Raw genomic sequence first — 13461 nt, forward strand, 5'->3', positions numbered from 1 at the left:
TACATGTTGTATCCCATCGCTATTGATAAATCCAGTTCATCATTTGGTGTAAGAATTCCTGATATTCAAGGTTGTTTCTCTGGTGGAGAAACATTGAATGAAGCAGTAGAAAGTGCAAAAGAAGCAATTGAGGCACATCTTGAATTATTACTTCAAGAAAACGAATCATTACCTATAGCTAACAGCATTGATAAATATTTATCTGATTCTGAATATAAAAATGTGATTTGGGCAGTCGTTGATGTCGACGTTACTCGATTGATGGGTAAAACAGAAAAAATCAACGTGACTTTGCCATCTTTGTTAATTCACCGCATTGATCAATATGTTGCTTCTCATCCTGAATACGGTAGTCGTTCTGGTTTTTTGGCTAAAGTTGCTGCTGAGAACATTCTAGTTTGATTCTCTCAATCTTGTTGTTACCTCACTATCCTTCACTTCCTCAAAGACATAGCGCACAAAGCCATAGTCGCTATAGTCTTTGCGGTTAATTGATTTAAAAATTTTTCCTTTGTACTCCAAGTAAACACCGAGCAAATCGGCATATTGCGGTTGCACATGCACCGTGAAATACTCCAATGACCAATCCAGACTATCTTTGTTAATTGCTTCATCCGGCAAACTGCTGATCACCCCTTCAATCGATTTTCGTGTTATCACAAAATCCGGCTTAAAATCTTTCGTGGTGATCACTTCCGTGATGAAAGTTAATGGTTGTGAAAATCGGCGGATGGTTCTTGCCATATTAGGCAGTCTCATTTTTTCACCATCTGATAGGTTATCGATTTTTTTAATGCTCCCGTGTCTTGCAATAGCCTTGCTTCGATGACACCTTTTCTTTTCAATTGCGCCTTGGTGCTTTCAGCATGCAAAGGCCACGACCCAAAACCTTGCGTATCAAATGCCTCAATTGACCAACCAACCGCCAGTTCGCCGATATAAGCCAGAAATGCTTTTGCGCTGATATCACCTGAAATGAATAAGCAGTATTTTTCTTTTACCGCTTTTTCAATGATGGCTTTTTGGTGATCACGAATCGGCACTCGCAAAAATGAGCGAGGCGGGATTTTCTCCGTGCCAAATTCGTGGATCGTAGCGACTTCCACCACACTGATATCCGAATCTTTGTACGGTCTGGTATTTTCCAATACGCCCACTTCAACTTTCAGTTTGTTGAGTTCTTCAAACTGTTTTTTGGCTTTTTCAAGCAATGTTGATTTAAGCATCACCAGTTCATCCCAACCGCCAAGGCGTAATTGTTAATGCGACTTTCCAGCGCCAAATATTGCTCACCAAAAGCGGAAGTTTTAAACCAATCATTCTCGATTCCTGAAAAATTCGCGCTGACACTGACATCGCCCACACTTTGACTACCAAACAGCACATTGGGATCGGCTGAATGAGAACCGTTGGTTGGACTGTTTTCATGGAATCCCGCCAAAAAAAGCAGATGAGCGGTGAGATACATCAAGCCTTGCTCATACATCGCACCCCACACTTTTTTGTCCATCCGGTTTTCAGCATCGGTTAAATAGAGCAACAATTTGTTGTCATCGGCGGTAAAGGTTTTTTCACCAAAACGGTCACGAAATTTCTTTAACATTTCTTGCATGATGCCCCCAAAAAGCGGATAAAATCCACTTAATTATACTTCAAACGAAGGCGTCTGTTTTGTGCCGTCAGTTAACTCAATCGTCAACGTCACCACATTACCTTCTTTGGCAGAGGTGATTTTTTTAATACCAACACCTGCATCGCCTTTCGTGCCTTTTTCACCCTTTTCACCTTGATCGCCTTTGTCTCCCTTGAGCGTTCCGGCATCCAGCGCTTCGTGAAGAGCAGATACCCCCGTTTCAATATTGTTCAGATTCTCCGCATTTAAGGGGGTTTTGGTTGACGGCGAATTTTCCCAGTTTGTTTTTGTATAGCTCATTATTTACTCCAAGATTGAACTAAGCATGAGGGGCTTGCCCTCATGCTGGTAATTGCGGAAAGTGATTATCAGACGGTAGGGTTGTTCCGCTTGGAAAACCGCCGTCTATGACTTTGGGGCAGTTTTGTAATCGGCGTAAACGGCAGATAGTGGTTGTTTCCACATTGCACCTCCGAAAGCCGACCGATAGCCACACTCATAGGTCAGCAAATCCCTCTGGCGAACCGCCAATAATTCCGGCATATGCACTTTCATCTCAACATACTCTTCGTCATAGGTATAAATCGCCAGACGGGTTTTGCCTTTGGTTATCTCTTTGGCATATCCTGCTGGAACTTTCACAAAGGTGATAGTAAAGCTGTCATTGCCTGAAGCTTTCCTTAAAGCGGCCATAATCCTGTCCATGGCAGAAACAGGAAGAAGGTCAGTACCCACAATCGGACTTTGGCTATCAAACTTTTGCATCGCCAGCATGAAATCAGCGGCATCCATCGCTATGTGCGTTGGTTGCACCCGATAATCTGAGTTTGCCCACGCCTTGTTGTAAGCATCCAATACCAGTTTGATAAACTCATTAGCGCTCATATCTTTCAGCGACTTACCCGATGCTTCCTGCATCACCTGAATTTTACTACCTGTCAACAAACCTTCTTGCCCTTTAACTTTGGCATGACCAAGGTAGCCTGCATATTGCAGCGTAGACAGGGCATTGGCGTACAAATCATCTTGCTTTTTGCTTTGCAGATTAATATTGATTTTGTTGATTTTCTCAAGTTCCTGCTGTGTCCAGACAACGGCTTTTGCCCACTGGCAAACAGGCGCTTTGTACATCTCAATGGTGCTGTCGATAGTGACTAACGAGTTGGTTTTGTTGCCAATAATGCCGTCTTTGACAGAGCCCAATACTTCGGTGATGCCGTATTCAATGTATTCATCGGCAAAATCCAGTCCTTCATTAATCGGGATTGCCTCACCAATATTAATTTCAGGCAGCTGTTTTTCCTGCAGTTGCGTGTCACGTTCGGTTAATGCTTCTTGCAATACCGTTTCAAAATAGGCTTCTTCAATCGCCATCTGTTATTCTCCTACCTTTTGAATGAAGCCAAGCGTAATCGCCACGCACTGACTGCCTGAACTGACATTTTCGACCCAATAACCCAAGTCGATATTGCCTGTTGCGGTTTTGGAGACTTTGCCTACATCGTCACCTGTTGCGACCACATAGACTTTGTCACCTCGTTTGAAGGTTTCATCTTTCGCGGTTGCCGCACCCACGCAATCCCCGTGTGAAAAATGCCCCACATTGACTTGCTTGTTGTGTGGTGCTTTGTCGCTATAGATATCTCTCACCACAATACCGTGGATGACATCGGTGGCAGCGGAAATCGGCTTAACACCGCCGTCAGGGTTCACCGCCACAAATACGCCGTAGGCAAGGTCAGCAGTGGTGTTGTTTTCTTCGCCCCACACTTTGTCATTGGAGCTTGATGCGCGATAGATTGTGCCTGCGCGTAAGGTTCCTTTATCGGAATCCCAATTTGTGAATCCAAATTCCATTATCGGCCTCCTAAGCGTTGTGATGCGGATTTGGTAGGTTTTCTATCGCCTAAGTTCAATCTAGGCTTGTTCTGTTCACGCTGGCGATTAATCAAATAATCGTATTTGCCGTTAATCGCAGAATCGCCGAGTTTTCTGGCTTCTAGCTGCGTCACCAAACCTTTCGCAATAATCACATTTTCCTTGATTTGTCGTGCGGTTCGACCGTGACCAATTGCCACGTCCCCAAACGTTGACTTGGCTTCGGCTTCCGTTTCCGCTAGCTCTTTTTCTGCTTTCAGTCGGGCGTTTTCTTCTTCCAACGCGTTGAGTTTTTCGGTCAACTCTTCGAGTTGTTTTTTCAGCGTCTCAATCAGCGATTTTTCATCGGTAACCTCTGTATTTTCAGGCACGGAGGGGATTTCACTGGCTGCATCGCCTTGCTTGATCTCACTGGTGGGTGACGGACTCACATTCATACTTTGCGCTTTACCAATCAATCCTGTTAATATTTCACCAATTTCTTTGGTGGCTTCATCGGCGGATCCGGTGAGCAACTGGATGTAATCACTCATCTGAATCAATAGGGTATCGGGTGTTTCGCCCTCATCCCCCAACGTATGCTGCTCTTTTACGGCAGCGAGTTTTGCTTTCATAGACACAGCGCTATCTCCTAGTTTTACATCATGTCCAGAGCGACCTACGTCAACAATCGCCACGTGGTCACCTCTGATGTGGGTTTTCTTGAAATCAATCCCCGTTGTGGTAGTCGGTTCGATAAACGACTTGTAACCACAACTGAGTTCTTTGATTTGGTAATTTTTAATGGCAGCAATCGCCTCAGCGTCATAAAGAAAAACATCGGCTGAAAGATAATCACCGTCTTGTTTCACATTTTGCACATGCCCAATGGCGGTTTCTTTCCAATTATCATTGGTCACCTCGTTATTGGGCGCATGAAAAAAGGTGAGCGGTTTTCCCTCAAAAGAGGCGATGGTTTCAGCGTCAAAAAGGTCTTCGGGTAACACCTCAACCTTGTAGCGTTTGGTGGGTAGCAAATTAGGTACATGACTGGAGAGTTCCTTCCCCTCAAATTCCTGTATCCCCACTTTGGCAATTTTGCTCGGGATGCGATAACCCGTTTCTAACTGCTGGGCGCCCTTAATATCAATAGGCAATCGGTTGTCATTGCCGTTCATCGTTCAGTCCTTCTATGCTTTGTAAAATCACTTTGCTGACGCAGCGACAATTGAAATCTTGCGAAGGGTGAAGCTCCACGCCCCCAATGCGTTTTCGTTTTTCCCACTGCTTGGTTTTCTCGTTGAAATACACGCTTGGGTCATCAAATCGGCAAATGCGATTATTCATCGCTGCATGCGAGGGACGGGTTCCGCCGTTTTTTCGTTTATCCATCACCGCTGACCAGCGATATAATTTAATCCCCAGTTTTTGCATTCTGAGATTGGTTAAATCGCCCATCGCTTTACGGCTTTGATCAATCGCAATTCGCATCCCTCGGTTTTGCTGAATATTTAACGCTGCCGTTATTTCCTTTCCCGCCTCTCGCAACGTTTTGTTGCCGCCTATCATCGATTGCCCAATTTTTTGTACATTGCTTAATGATTCGGTGTGTAATCCTTTAATCAACTGGACGTTTTCGCCAATCATGCCTTTAAAGAAATCCTGCGTTTGCTTAGTGTCCAACACCGCTTCGGGATTAATCGCCATCACAGACTCAAATTCACGGCTTAACCGTTTTTTGTTATCTGCGTTAGTTATCTTTGCAAAATTGCGGGCTACCCGTGTTGCAAATGCGCTGATGTCAATCGTTAAAAAGCGGTCAACAATGCGGTTAAAGGTTTGAAAACGTTTTTGGATAGAATCGGGGCTGGCATCGCCTAGATTTTTTTGCTGATTTTCACGGGTAATTTCTTGCTTAACAACGAACTTTAAAAGTGAAATAAGATGTTTAACTGAGGAGGCATAATAGACTTCTGCGCGCTTACTCGGATTAATCGGCTTACACTCCCTCCCCGTTAATTTGCCTTTGGGTAGTAAATTCACTGCCATGCTCCTCACTGAGTAGGTTTGCCATCATCGTCACTTCCGGTACATTTTTAACGTCAACCAGTTCACGACGATTAAGCTCATTGAGTGCATCTTGTGGCTCAATCACGCCGTGTTCCAGCAACAGCATTAATGCCGTAGTCACGGTATTAAGATTCGTGGCAGACTCGGCTTTATTTTCAGTTTTGATTTGGACAAATTCAAAGGCGATTTCCGTTTCGCTAATGCCATGCTTGGCACAAATGAATTTGTCGAAGAAGTTAACAATCGGGCGCAACCGGGATTCTTGAATTTCAAAAATCGTGTCGTAGTAAGATTGTAAATCTTCCTGTCCGGTGGAAAATCCGGCGGCGCTATCACCAAACAAAATGGTTTTCGGTCTGTCCATCGCAACCGCCAATCGGTCTTGCGCTTTTGTCCAGATGTCTGAAACATTTGCTAGCGACAACTCTTTTTGCTCATACTGACTGTCGGCGTCTAACATCAAAACGTTGTGTCTGCTCTTTGCCTGTAAAACCAGTTTCAGCCAGTTAATAATCTCTTCTCCCCTTCCACCTGAAATATTCATATTCAGGTCTTTCAGCAAAAAGATATCGGACTTCATCTCACGCAACATGCCGAGCACTTCATCATTGACGTAAAGGTAACCGAGCAAATCGGAGATAAACGCCAGAATATCGCTTTTACCGTCATTGGCTTTTTCGCTCGCCTTGACAGTGCTATTGGTGATTTGATTAATGACAGTTAAACAACAACGGGAATGATGCACGGCTATCTTTTCGTCACTTTCCAATTCAAATAACAATGGCTTGTTAAAGTACGGACTAAAAATGTTGGTAGCGATTTTACGGATGCGATATTCCCCTTGCCGGACGACCAAAAACCCTTTTAGCTGTTCGTTATTCACATTGAGCGGTTTTTCCAGATTTTCTTCATCGGTCACCGCAATTAACAGACTACCACCGTAGAGTGCAGCCAGTTTTAACGCCATTTCTGCGTGCTTTTTGATGTTAAGGCGCTTTTCTTCGCCTGTGAACACATCATTCAGTTGTTCGGTTCGTTCTTCATCATCGCCCGTAAAACGCACGGTGCGCCAATGCTTAATACAGTCGCCTGACGTTTTGTTGATATATTTCCGCACAATCGACACACGCTCATATAGCCACGTCAAGCCTTTATCCGTTTCAAAATAGCCAGCACCTGCTATGCCAAGTGCGGCAAAACTGGACGGCAATGTGGTGGTGGACGCCCCTATCGCATTCACATCACGCATTAGATTACCCAACCCGCCATCAGCGAGTTTTTGGGGTGATTTTTTTCGAAAAGATGAAAGCATATGACCTCTCATGAGGTTAATTATTTGTATTTAACGAATAAGTGAAGGAGGTATCTTAGTTGAGATTATTTTAAGTGTACGAAATGGGTGTACACATTATACTGCATATCCGAAATTTATTTCACTGACTTTCGTACATATTAGGCGGCGTACGAAACTGCTCGATTTTGTACACCTATTAATGCCTACAATGTATCCAAAAAAGATACTGAACCTTTGATATATCCATCAAGCGAATAACGGATTGCATCCCAACAGTGATTGTTAGCATCAACAATGACAGGAAGTACGTCACCCGTATTGCGGTCAACTTTGTACGAATACAAACGAGCTTCTTCAATCGTATGTTTGCAGCGTGGGTGAATGATGATTTTTTTGAAGCCTCTTAGGTGCGCTATGCCGTCTTCTACGCTACCATTCCATTTAGATGCCGGCGCAATATTAAAACCCTGTCGTTTTAAGTAGCTGATAGTCTCTGGTCTGCTGTTGTCTGCTTTAATTGGCCAACGTGTTGCTTCCGGTATCACTTGATAGAAATTCGGTAGTGCGTCCAACTCAACGCCGACCTTGTAGGCTTCATATTCGACGTACAAACAGTCACCAAGGATGAAACTCCGGATCAAGGTACTTGGGTCATTTGAAAAGCCAAAATCGGCACCAAACAACAATCGGTCTGCTTTTTTCCAGAGGTCATCATCAAATTCACTGATCTCATATTTGCCGTTCAATACTTGCTTATTGGAATTTTCCAAATAAGCACCTTCCCAAATCCACGCATAGGTATTAGCATCAAGCCGGATCCGGTCGTTTCTCCTTTCTTCATCCAAAACCTCGGGAAACCACGGATTGTCATTATAGTTAAGTTCAACTGACAAACAGTTACTTGGTTTTTTCTGCCTAAAGCGAACATCGGTTGCGCTCCCTTTTCGCTCTGGATTCCACGTCACCCAGATTTCAGAAGCCTCTTCTCGCACCGTCGGGATTAATTTTTGCCATGCGTACTCAGGGACATTTTCAGCCTCATCTATCCAACAAAAGAGAATTGATGATTTTGATTTTAGACTATCCAAATTGTGCCTTAATCCACAGAAGACAAAAGAAATTCGTTTGTCTTTGGTACGAATGTATCTTTCACCAATATCAAAAAAGGCATCAAGCCAACTGACGCTTTGTATTGCCTGTTTTACTTCCTGCATACTGGAATCTTCAAGGGAGTTCATGAACTCACGGGCGCAAAGGATAACGCCTTTTTTGCCTGACCTGGCTGCACTAAAAGCCTTAATCGCCAACATTAACGCAAAGGTATGTGTTTTGCCACTTCCTCGCCCACCGTAAGCGCAACGATAACGAGCACTCCCGTAAAACACTTCGGTTAATTTGGGTGGTATTTCAATCGTTGCCACTTTTATCATATGGAAACTTTCCTGCTTCTATCTTTATGACCTCTGGCAAAATAACAACATTTTCATCACGCTCATTTTTTATTTGATCTCGGAAAGCCTGAACAGAAACATGTTTACCTAACAGCTCAAGGTTTTTGATTTTGTCAGGCCATTTTATTTTTTTGAGCAATGCATCTGCACCCTCAACTCGTATGGCTGCAATGTCAAAACCACTTAATGTTGTTCGCCACACTTTAGGCCACGCCTTAATCGGCTTTAAATCACCTGATTCATCAAGAATATCGATAACGTCCATCTGGTCGATATCAACCAATCGCTTAAGTACGTAATCAGCGTTAACTTCAATGCGATTTTTGCGCTCCTCCATGAGGTCTTGTATGCGTTTTTGAATGTTGAGTTTTGCTAAGTTTTGACATGCGATATCTTTTGCAGTTTTTTCACTGTACCCTGCTCTTATTGCCGCCTGCGTCGCATTTAAATCAATCAGGTACTCTCGACAAAATGCTTCCTGCTTGTCTGTGAGAGTCATAACATCTACCTCAATTAATAATTATCGTTTTTTTGTTAATTTTGCCCATCGTTTAGCCTGATTGAGACAATCCGATATCATCTTGCCTCGTTTACTCGCTGGCTGTTTGCGGTAATAGCGAATAGCAACAAGTTCTAGCCCCCATACACCATGGGAACATCCACCATTATTTACAACCACCGCAGGACAATTTTGTCCCGCGCTTAATACTTGAACAAATTTTTTAATCTGAGAACTTCTCATAAATTTGCTTGGCTTTTGAGATTCTGTGGCTTCACCTTTTATTACTGCTGCCGCATGCAAATCATTAAGGCTATAGCGCCCTTCTTCATCGACTCTAACAGGAATGCCATAAATATTTACTTTTGGATATTTCATGATGCTAACCTTTCAAAAAAGAGACCTCAGCTCACACAGAACGAACAGGCCCCGAACGCATCATGATTGACTGACGTTCTCTGAGGTCTATTTTGTGAATTGTCTCGGGTTTATTTAAATGCGCGGTGAGGGCGCGGGGACTATCCGGAATTTCCGGATAGTTAAGTACTTAATTCATTGACGCTGTGTTTTGATGTACTGCTGTAAATATTCCGTTTGTTTTTCGTTCTCAACTATCATCTCTCTGCTCCTCAATTCGCCTTATCGCCTGTTTGTCAAGATTACACTGCTCAATCACTGTCAGTAACTGCTCATTGAGTATCAGGCTATCACGCCATGTCATCATACCCGTGATTACTGGCGGTAAGCAATCAGCGAGTAGGTGAGAGGGTATCGGAATGTGAGGAGTCTGAACGTATTCGATTTGTGTGCTGCTGCAACTCGACAACAGCACCATTAGGGATAATGCGATTGGCGCAATCCCGATTGGCGACATGCGTTTTAATTGCTGCTTGTGTTGCTTCAGAGTCAACCGCTTTACGCTGACGGGTTTCACTATTAATTCGTGCAATATCATTGATTGCCCTTATTGACTGAAAAGCATTAGTCGTGATGGCTACCTGTTTATTGAGGTCAACAGTGAGTTTTTTATTTAATGCCCTGACTTCGTTTAAGGATGTCAACAACCAAGATGCCCATAAGATTAATCCTGCAATAATCACTACGACAAATGCGTAAGGTCGCCATAACATATTACGCTCTCTATTTCTCGACGGGTCATTAGTCCTTTCCAGACTTCGCCTTTCACATAAACCCATCGTTTCATCTCATCACATGCTCCCTTTCGGTCATCAGCGTTGAGCTTTTTGAGTAACGTCGATTTAGCGAAATTTCCTACGCCCACGTTGTAGGCAAATGAGTAAAGGGCTGCCTGAGTGAGCGTATTGATACTGACCTTAATCAACGGGTCAACGTAACGCTTAACCGCGTTTAAATCGTCATTAAGCCACTTATCACACTCTTCTTGCGTGTACGTCCGGTTAGGCTCAATCTCGTTACCCGTATGGCCATAACAAACAGAAAGAATACCGCCACCATCGAAATAGGGCTTAAGTCTCAACCCTTCAAAATGCGTTATTATGCTTGAGGCCAAAAACAACGCACTACCGCCCGTTGCCATCACTATTTTTTTCGGTATTTTCATACTGACGCTCTTTGAGTTCGTACTCCTTTTTGCGGTAGTACACGTTGATTGAAAATGTCCCTATCGTGCAGATAATACCGACAATAGCCACCCACTGCTCAAGGGTAAAAAAACCTAAAATGGTTGTCGTTATGCCCCACAGATAGGCCGTTGGGGTTGAGTATTTTTCAGACATGCGCATATACCCTCCCGTTGAGGGTTCCATTGCTTGGATTAAACAGGGGAGCCAACCGCCTTACTCGTTTCGATTATTAGATTTGTCAGTATTGCGGTGGCGTAAACGAAAAACCCCACGTTTTCACATGAGGCCAATAAATTTGCAGAAAAGTATCAACAATCAGCAGTTTGTCTTGTTTTAGAAACATAGATAGTTTGAGATAGCGCTGATTCGTAATAATCTTCATCCAAAAAACGTAAAATTCGCATCAATTCAGCTCTTTTTTCAGGAAGAATAATTCTTCCATCTTGAGATAGTTGTATAATTAGATTGAAATTCTTAGCAGCAGCGACTATTTGATGCGTCGTAAAATTATCAAGTACTTTTGATTGGAGAATCAACGCAATCTTATTTCTAATCAATCTCCCAGCTTGACCTAAAAATTTTGATATATCATTAACCTGTAAACTTTTATGACCAGCAAAGGCTGCAACCTCATCATTAGTCGCTTCCTTAAAATATTCAGTCATGTCAAAAACACGCCGAAGAAGGTAAAAGCTCTGAAAACTTAATGAACTCCCATTCATGACTGCTAATAATTTAGTATCTAACGTAATTCCTGAGTCATTTATTTGTTGAAACGTGTCTTTTGAAAAAAACATTGATACTCGATTTTTAGAAGAAATTAGTCGGCGTCGTTCAAATAACTGAATAAGAATATACTTTTGCCCCTTGTGTAGATGCGATGTGAATATCGCCTTAACTTTATCAAGATAATGGAGTTGAGCATTGAAAGTCCCTACTGACAAAGGATTGTCTACTATCTCATTTATACCATCTATATCGGTAAAATCAGCAATGTTTAATAATTCTCCCTCATCAGGGCTACAACGCCCATCAAACGGTATAAGCTCAGGCTCGTTACCCCAAAAAGATTCGAATTGCTTACTAAACAATGCCTTTATTTCAGCCTGCAAAGATTGAGTAAGCGGAAATCTAATAATTCGTGCACCTGGAACGTCCGTCAATGCAAAAAGATTCATTAAACCTATTCCTTAATTTGCCACACTAATGTCTAAAACCCCATGCTCCCCAAGTTGCACAACATAATTCACAGTAGTGATGTCATTTATTTTTCTTTTGGTTATCATCAGATAGGTTATCCCATCTGCGGTTTCAACTTCATAAAAATGATAGCCAAACAACCCGAGAACAGGGTTTACCTGAAACGCATGCGTGCTCCACAATACAAACAAAAGCATAACGGCAGCCATAGCCCAAGCACCCAAGTCTGGTGCAGATACACCTTTAAATACCAACGGTAATACATACGCGGTAAAAAAACCGATAACTTCTTTATCTGCGCTTTTTGCTTTTTTTATACTTATCGGTAAGCATTCAAGATGCGCGCGTGCTCTATTGACTACAACAATTGCAGTCAATCCGAGAATAAGACATGCCACAAGAGCGATTACTGCAAATTGAAACTTATTACTTGTTACAAACACGTATGTTAATGATATAGAAAGTGGAGCAATAGCAGTAAGCGCAAACAAAATACGTATGAGTCGGCTTAACATATTCCCCCCCTTTCCCTCATTTTTTGAGAGGCTTCAAATCATAATAATATTAGAACTGCTGACCTAAAAATACAACGAACTTTTAAACGAAAAGCCCCGCAAAAAGCGAGGCTCTATGATTTTTTATATAACTGTATCAGCTTACCCTAAAATTATTGGCCATTTGTCCATTAAAGTCAAGTCATAATTAGGTAAAATTAACCACTTTAGCAACCGAATTTTTATTTTTCATGACAGTTAATAGCCGATTGTGTATTAAATACAGGCTGGCATTGAAAATATCATCAATCTCCCTTCTGCATGTTCTTGGTGATGGCCTTTTCCACCTTCCCCCCGCTCTGGTCATCATCCTTCTGGGTTTCGCTGTCTTGTGATAATACGTGGCTATGCTGAGCTTTGATTTACCGTGAACATAATAACTTAACAAAATGTTGTAGGCTCTCTCGTCAACTCGCATAACAGAATTAACAACTTCAGAAATAATCAACCCTTCATCATCACGACACATGGGTCTTGAGGATATACTTTCCCCTTTCGCTTTTTTCATGAATCGCCAGATAATGTTGAATTGCCATTTATCCAACTCACCCGAATACACCCATGCGCCCCAAAGCTCAAGCCAATGATTTACCCAGTCATACTGTGCTTTTGTTAATTCCAATGACTTAACCGCCTTCATCTCTCCTCCGGCAAAAATAGGAATAGGGGCATGGTTTCAATGCCCTGCGTTGAATATTAATGGTGGTTTAGTGTGTGGGCGCTATCTCTTCGCCCATTCGAAAGGTAATACCTGCCTGATACCAATCCGGTAAGAAAAACTCAATGCGCCCTGAAAATCCATCAAGCCGCATCGTTTTCATTCTTTTTAGCTCACTTTTCATTTGACGGTAGATTTCATCCATTTCACCCACCTTGAGATTTACAGGGGTATTCGCCAGCATCGCTATTTTGGCAATAGTCATCTCGCCATACGTTATTTCTGCATGCGCGGTAAACTCGTAAGGGTCTTCGCCTAGCTTACGATGACAGCCTACGCAGTGCGAAAAACTATTACAGGGGTGATAACGGGTGGCTTTATGTCGTCTTGATTTGAAGTGTGAGCAGTGCAGTTTAGCGCGTTCATACTGAAAATGTCGTCCGCAATAATCGCATATCCAGTTTGTTCTTTCGCGGACTAATTCAGAGAACACGGCATCGTATTTATCCCTTTTTAGTGCCATTAATATTATTTCTCCCAATAAAAAACCCCTCATTGGAGGGGTAGCAATTAATGATTAAATTTAAGGTGATTGATTATTCTTGCCGTCTCTCAATAAAATTCTCTCCGTTTGACCGATT

Annotated in this window: 22 protein-coding genes; 2 read left to right on the forward strand and 20 right to left on the reverse strand. The window is 42.5% G+C overall.

Annotated features, from left to right (window positions below; all coding sequences use genetic code 11):
* Positions 1–3: 3 nt before the first annotated feature.
* Positions 4–402: a type II toxin-antitoxin system HicB family antitoxin gene (locus AACL31_RS07610; RefSeq protein ID WP_310513397.1), complete on the forward strand. Its 399-nt coding sequence runs from the start codon at positions 4–6 to the stop codon at positions 400–402.
* Here the strand turns inward: AACL31_RS07610 and AACL31_RS07615 are convergent.
* From AACL31_RS07615 to AACL31_RS07655, 9 genes are all read right to left on the reverse strand, one after another.
* On the reverse strand, positions 394–759 hold the full coding sequence (locus AACL31_RS07615) for a hypothetical protein (RefSeq protein ID WP_310513398.1): 366 nt from the start codon (positions 757–759) through the stop codon (positions 394–396). The genes AACL31_RS07610 and AACL31_RS07615 overlap by 9 nt on opposite strands.
* Positions 756–1226 (reverse strand): hypothetical protein, encoded by a 471-nt coding sequence (locus AACL31_RS07620; RefSeq protein ID WP_310513399.1) that lies wholly within the window; start codon positions 1224–1226, stop codon positions 756–758. The genes AACL31_RS07615 and AACL31_RS07620 overlap by 4 nt, the downstream gene beginning before the upstream one ends.
* Entirely contained in the window at positions 1226–1612 is a 387-nt protein-coding gene (locus AACL31_RS07625) for a DUF4054 domain-containing protein (protein ID WP_310513400.1), read from the reverse strand. The genes AACL31_RS07620 and AACL31_RS07625 overlap by 1 nt, the downstream gene beginning before the upstream one ends.
* Before the next feature lie 33 nt (positions 1613–1645).
* Complete coding sequence (locus AACL31_RS07630; RefSeq protein WP_310513401.1) at positions 1646–1933, reverse strand: hypothetical protein; 288 nt, start codon at positions 1931–1933, stop codon at positions 1646–1648.
* Positions 1934–2038: 105 nt separating this feature from the next.
* Complete coding sequence (locus AACL31_RS07635; protein WP_310513402.1) at positions 2039–3007, reverse strand: major capsid family protein; 969 nt, start codon at positions 3005–3007, stop codon at positions 2039–2041.
* A gap of 3 nt (positions 3008–3010) precedes the next feature.
* On the reverse strand, positions 3011–3490 hold the full coding sequence (locus AACL31_RS07640; RefSeq protein ID WP_310513403.1) for a structural cement protein Gp24: 480 nt from the start codon (positions 3488–3490) through the stop codon (positions 3011–3013).
* On the reverse strand, positions 3490–4668 hold the full coding sequence (locus tag AACL31_RS07645) for a DUF2213 domain-containing protein (protein ID WP_310513404.1): 1179 nt from the start codon (positions 4666–4668) through the stop codon (positions 3490–3492). The genes AACL31_RS07640 and AACL31_RS07645 overlap by 1 nt, the downstream gene beginning before the upstream one ends.
* Positions 4655–5539, reverse strand: a complete 885-nt coding sequence (locus tag AACL31_RS07650) for a phage minor head protein (protein ID WP_339053899.1) — start codon at positions 5537–5539, stop codon at positions 4655–4657. The genes AACL31_RS07645 and AACL31_RS07650 overlap by 14 nt, the downstream gene beginning before the upstream one ends.
* Positions 5490–6677, reverse strand: a complete 1188-nt coding sequence (locus tag AACL31_RS07655; protein ID WP_339053542.1) for an anti-CBASS protein Acb1 family protein — start codon at positions 6675–6677, stop codon at positions 5490–5492. The genes AACL31_RS07650 and AACL31_RS07655 overlap by 50 nt, the downstream gene beginning before the upstream one ends.
* Positions 6678–6741: 64 nt before the next feature.
* Between AACL31_RS07655 and AACL31_RS07660 the strand changes: the two genes are divergently transcribed.
* Positions 6742–6876 carry a hypothetical protein gene (locus AACL31_RS07660; protein WP_339053543.1) on the forward strand — a complete coding sequence of 45 codons (135 nt, stop codon included), beginning with the start codon at positions 6742–6744 and terminating at the stop codon, positions 6874–6876.
* Between the two features lie 181 nt (positions 6877–7057).
* On the opposite strand, the gene AACL31_RS07665 is transcribed toward AACL31_RS07660, so the two are convergent.
* From AACL31_RS07665 to AACL31_RS07710, 11 genes are all read right to left on the reverse strand, one after another.
* The gene (locus tag AACL31_RS07665; RefSeq protein WP_339053900.1) at positions 7058–8284 is read right to left on the reverse strand and encodes a PBSX family phage terminase large subunit; all 1227 of its coding nucleotides are present in this window, start codon (positions 8282–8284) and stop codon (positions 7058–7060) included.
* Positions 8262–8804: a terminase small subunit gene (locus tag AACL31_RS07670; protein WP_310513408.1), complete on the reverse strand. Its 543-nt coding sequence runs from the start codon at positions 8802–8804 to the stop codon at positions 8262–8264. The genes AACL31_RS07665 and AACL31_RS07670 overlap by 23 nt, the downstream gene beginning before the upstream one ends.
* A gap of 21 nt (positions 8805–8825) precedes the next feature.
* On the reverse strand, positions 8826–9182 hold the full coding sequence (locus AACL31_RS07675) for a KilA-N domain-containing protein (protein WP_310513409.1): 357 nt from the start codon (positions 9180–9182) through the stop codon (positions 8826–8828).
* A gap of 229 nt (positions 9183–9411) precedes the next feature.
* Positions 9412–9639, reverse strand: coding sequence for an Rz1-like lysis system protein LysC (lysC, locus tag AACL31_RS20995; protein ID WP_422389266.1), 228 nt, complete (start codon positions 9637–9639; stop codon positions 9412–9414).
* Positions 9554–9934 carry a hypothetical protein gene (locus AACL31_RS07680; protein WP_339053544.1) on the reverse strand — a complete coding sequence of 127 codons (381 nt, stop codon included), beginning with the start codon at positions 9932–9934 and terminating at the stop codon, positions 9554–9556. The genes lysC and AACL31_RS07680 overlap by 86 nt, the downstream gene beginning before the upstream one ends.
* Positions 9904–10386, reverse strand: a complete 483-nt coding sequence (locus AACL31_RS07685; protein WP_339053545.1) for a lysozyme — start codon at positions 10384–10386, stop codon at positions 9904–9906. Before AACL31_RS07685 ends, AACL31_RS07680 begins: the two co-directional genes overlap by 31 nt.
* Positions 10346–10567 carry a phage holin family protein gene (locus AACL31_RS07690; RefSeq protein ID WP_339053546.1) on the reverse strand — a complete coding sequence of 74 codons (222 nt, stop codon included), beginning with the start codon at positions 10565–10567 and terminating at the stop codon, positions 10346–10348. Before AACL31_RS07690 ends, AACL31_RS07685 begins: the two co-directional genes overlap by 41 nt.
* Positions 10568–10716: 149 nt before the next feature.
* Entirely contained in the window at positions 10717–11586 is an 870-nt protein-coding gene (locus AACL31_RS07695; protein ID WP_339053547.1) for a Kiwa anti-phage protein KwaB-like domain-containing protein, read from the reverse strand.
* 12 nt (positions 11587–11598) lie between these two features.
* Positions 11599–12123 carry a hypothetical protein gene (locus AACL31_RS07700; protein WP_339053524.1) on the reverse strand — a complete coding sequence of 175 codons (525 nt, stop codon included), beginning with the start codon at positions 12121–12123 and terminating at the stop codon, positions 11599–11601.
* Positions 12124–12310: 187 nt separating this feature from the next.
* Entirely contained in the window at positions 12311–12802 is a 492-nt protein-coding gene (locus AACL31_RS07705; protein WP_310513647.1) for an antiterminator Q family protein, read from the reverse strand.
* 67 nt (positions 12803–12869) lie between these two features.
* Complete coding sequence (locus AACL31_RS07710; protein ID WP_310513241.1) at positions 12870–13343, reverse strand: hypothetical protein; 474 nt, start codon at positions 13341–13343, stop codon at positions 12870–12872.
* Positions 13344–13461 lie beyond the last annotated feature (118 nt).

The organism is Arsenophonus endosymbiont of Crataerina pallida (assembly GCF_964020125.1).
Lineage (GTDB): Bacteria > Pseudomonadota > Gammaproteobacteria > Enterobacterales > Enterobacteriaceae > Arsenophonus > Arsenophonus nilaparvatae.

Excerpts from the sequence above, each read along its gene's own strand:
- lysC (WP_422389266.1), bottom strand. The coding sequence starts at position 9,639 with ATGGTGCTGTTGTCGAGTTGCAGCAGCACACAAATCGAATACGTTCAG.
- AACL31_RS07710 (WP_310513241.1), bottom strand. The coding sequence starts at position 13,343 with ATGGCACTAAAAAGGGATAAATACGATGCCGTGTTCTCTGAATTAGTC.
- AACL31_RS07695 (WP_339053547.1), bottom strand. The coding sequence starts at position 11,586 with ATGAATCTTTTTGCATTGACGGACGTTCCAGGTGCACGAATTATTAGA.
- AACL31_RS07650 (WP_339053899.1), bottom strand. The coding sequence starts at position 5,539 with ATGGCAGTGAATTTACTACCCAAAGGCAAATTAACGGGGAGGGAGTGT.
- AACL31_RS07625 (WP_310513400.1), bottom strand. The coding sequence starts at position 1,612 with ATGCAAGAAATGTTAAAGAAATTTCGTGACCGTTTTGGTGAAAAAACC.
- AACL31_RS07620 (WP_310513399.1), bottom strand. The coding sequence starts at position 1,226 with ATGCTTAAATCAACATTGCTTGAAAAAGCCAAAAAACAGTTTGAAGAA.
- AACL31_RS07610 (WP_310513397.1), top strand. The coding sequence starts at position 4 with ATGTTGTATCCCATCGCTATTGATAAATCCAGTTCATCATTTGGTGTA.
- AACL31_RS07665 (WP_339053900.1), bottom strand. The coding sequence starts at position 8,284 with ATGATAAAAGTGGCAACGATTGAAATACCACCCAAATTAACCGAAGTG.
- AACL31_RS07700 (WP_339053524.1), bottom strand. The coding sequence starts at position 12,123 with ATGTTAAGCCGACTCATACGTATTTTGTTTGCGCTTACTGCTATTGCT.
- AACL31_RS07670 (WP_310513408.1), bottom strand. The coding sequence starts at position 8,804 with ATGACTCTCACAGACAAGCAGGAAGCATTTTGTCGAGAGTACCTGATT.
- AACL31_RS07705 (WP_310513647.1), bottom strand. The coding sequence starts at position 12,802 with ATGAAGGCGGTTAAGTCATTGGAATTAACAAAAGCACAGTATGACTGG.
- AACL31_RS07640 (WP_310513403.1), bottom strand. The coding sequence starts at position 3,490 with ATGGAATTTGGATTCACAAATTGGGATTCCGATAAAGGAACCTTACGC.
- AACL31_RS07630 (WP_310513401.1), bottom strand. The coding sequence starts at position 1,933 with ATGAGCTATACAAAAACAAACTGGGAAAATTCGCCGTCAACCAAAACC.
- AACL31_RS07690 (WP_339053546.1), bottom strand. The coding sequence starts at position 10,567 with ATGCGCATGTCTGAAAAATACTCAACCCCAACGGCCTATCTGTGGGGC.
- AACL31_RS07635 (WP_310513402.1), bottom strand. The coding sequence starts at position 3,007 with ATGGCGATTGAAGAAGCCTATTTTGAAACGGTATTGCAAGAAGCATTA.
- AACL31_RS07615 (WP_310513398.1), bottom strand. The coding sequence starts at position 759 with ATGAGACTGCCTAATATGGCAAGAACCATCCGCCGATTTTCACAACCA.
- AACL31_RS07680 (WP_339053544.1), bottom strand. The coding sequence starts at position 9,934 with ATGTTATGGCGACCTTACGCATTTGTCGTAGTGATTATTGCAGGATTA.
- AACL31_RS07675 (WP_310513409.1), bottom strand. The coding sequence starts at position 9,182 with ATGAAATATCCAAAAGTAAATATTTATGGCATTCCTGTTAGAGTCGAT.
- AACL31_RS07685 (WP_339053545.1), bottom strand. The coding sequence starts at position 10,386 with ATGAAAATACCGAAAAAAATAGTGATGGCAACGGGCGGTAGTGCGTTG.
- AACL31_RS07660 (WP_339053543.1), top strand. The coding sequence starts at position 6,742 with ATGCCAAGTGCGGCAAAACTGGACGGCAATGTGGTGGTGGACGCCCCT.
- AACL31_RS07645 (WP_310513404.1), bottom strand. The coding sequence starts at position 4,668 with ATGAACGGCAATGACAACCGATTGCCTATTGATATTAAGGGCGCCCAG.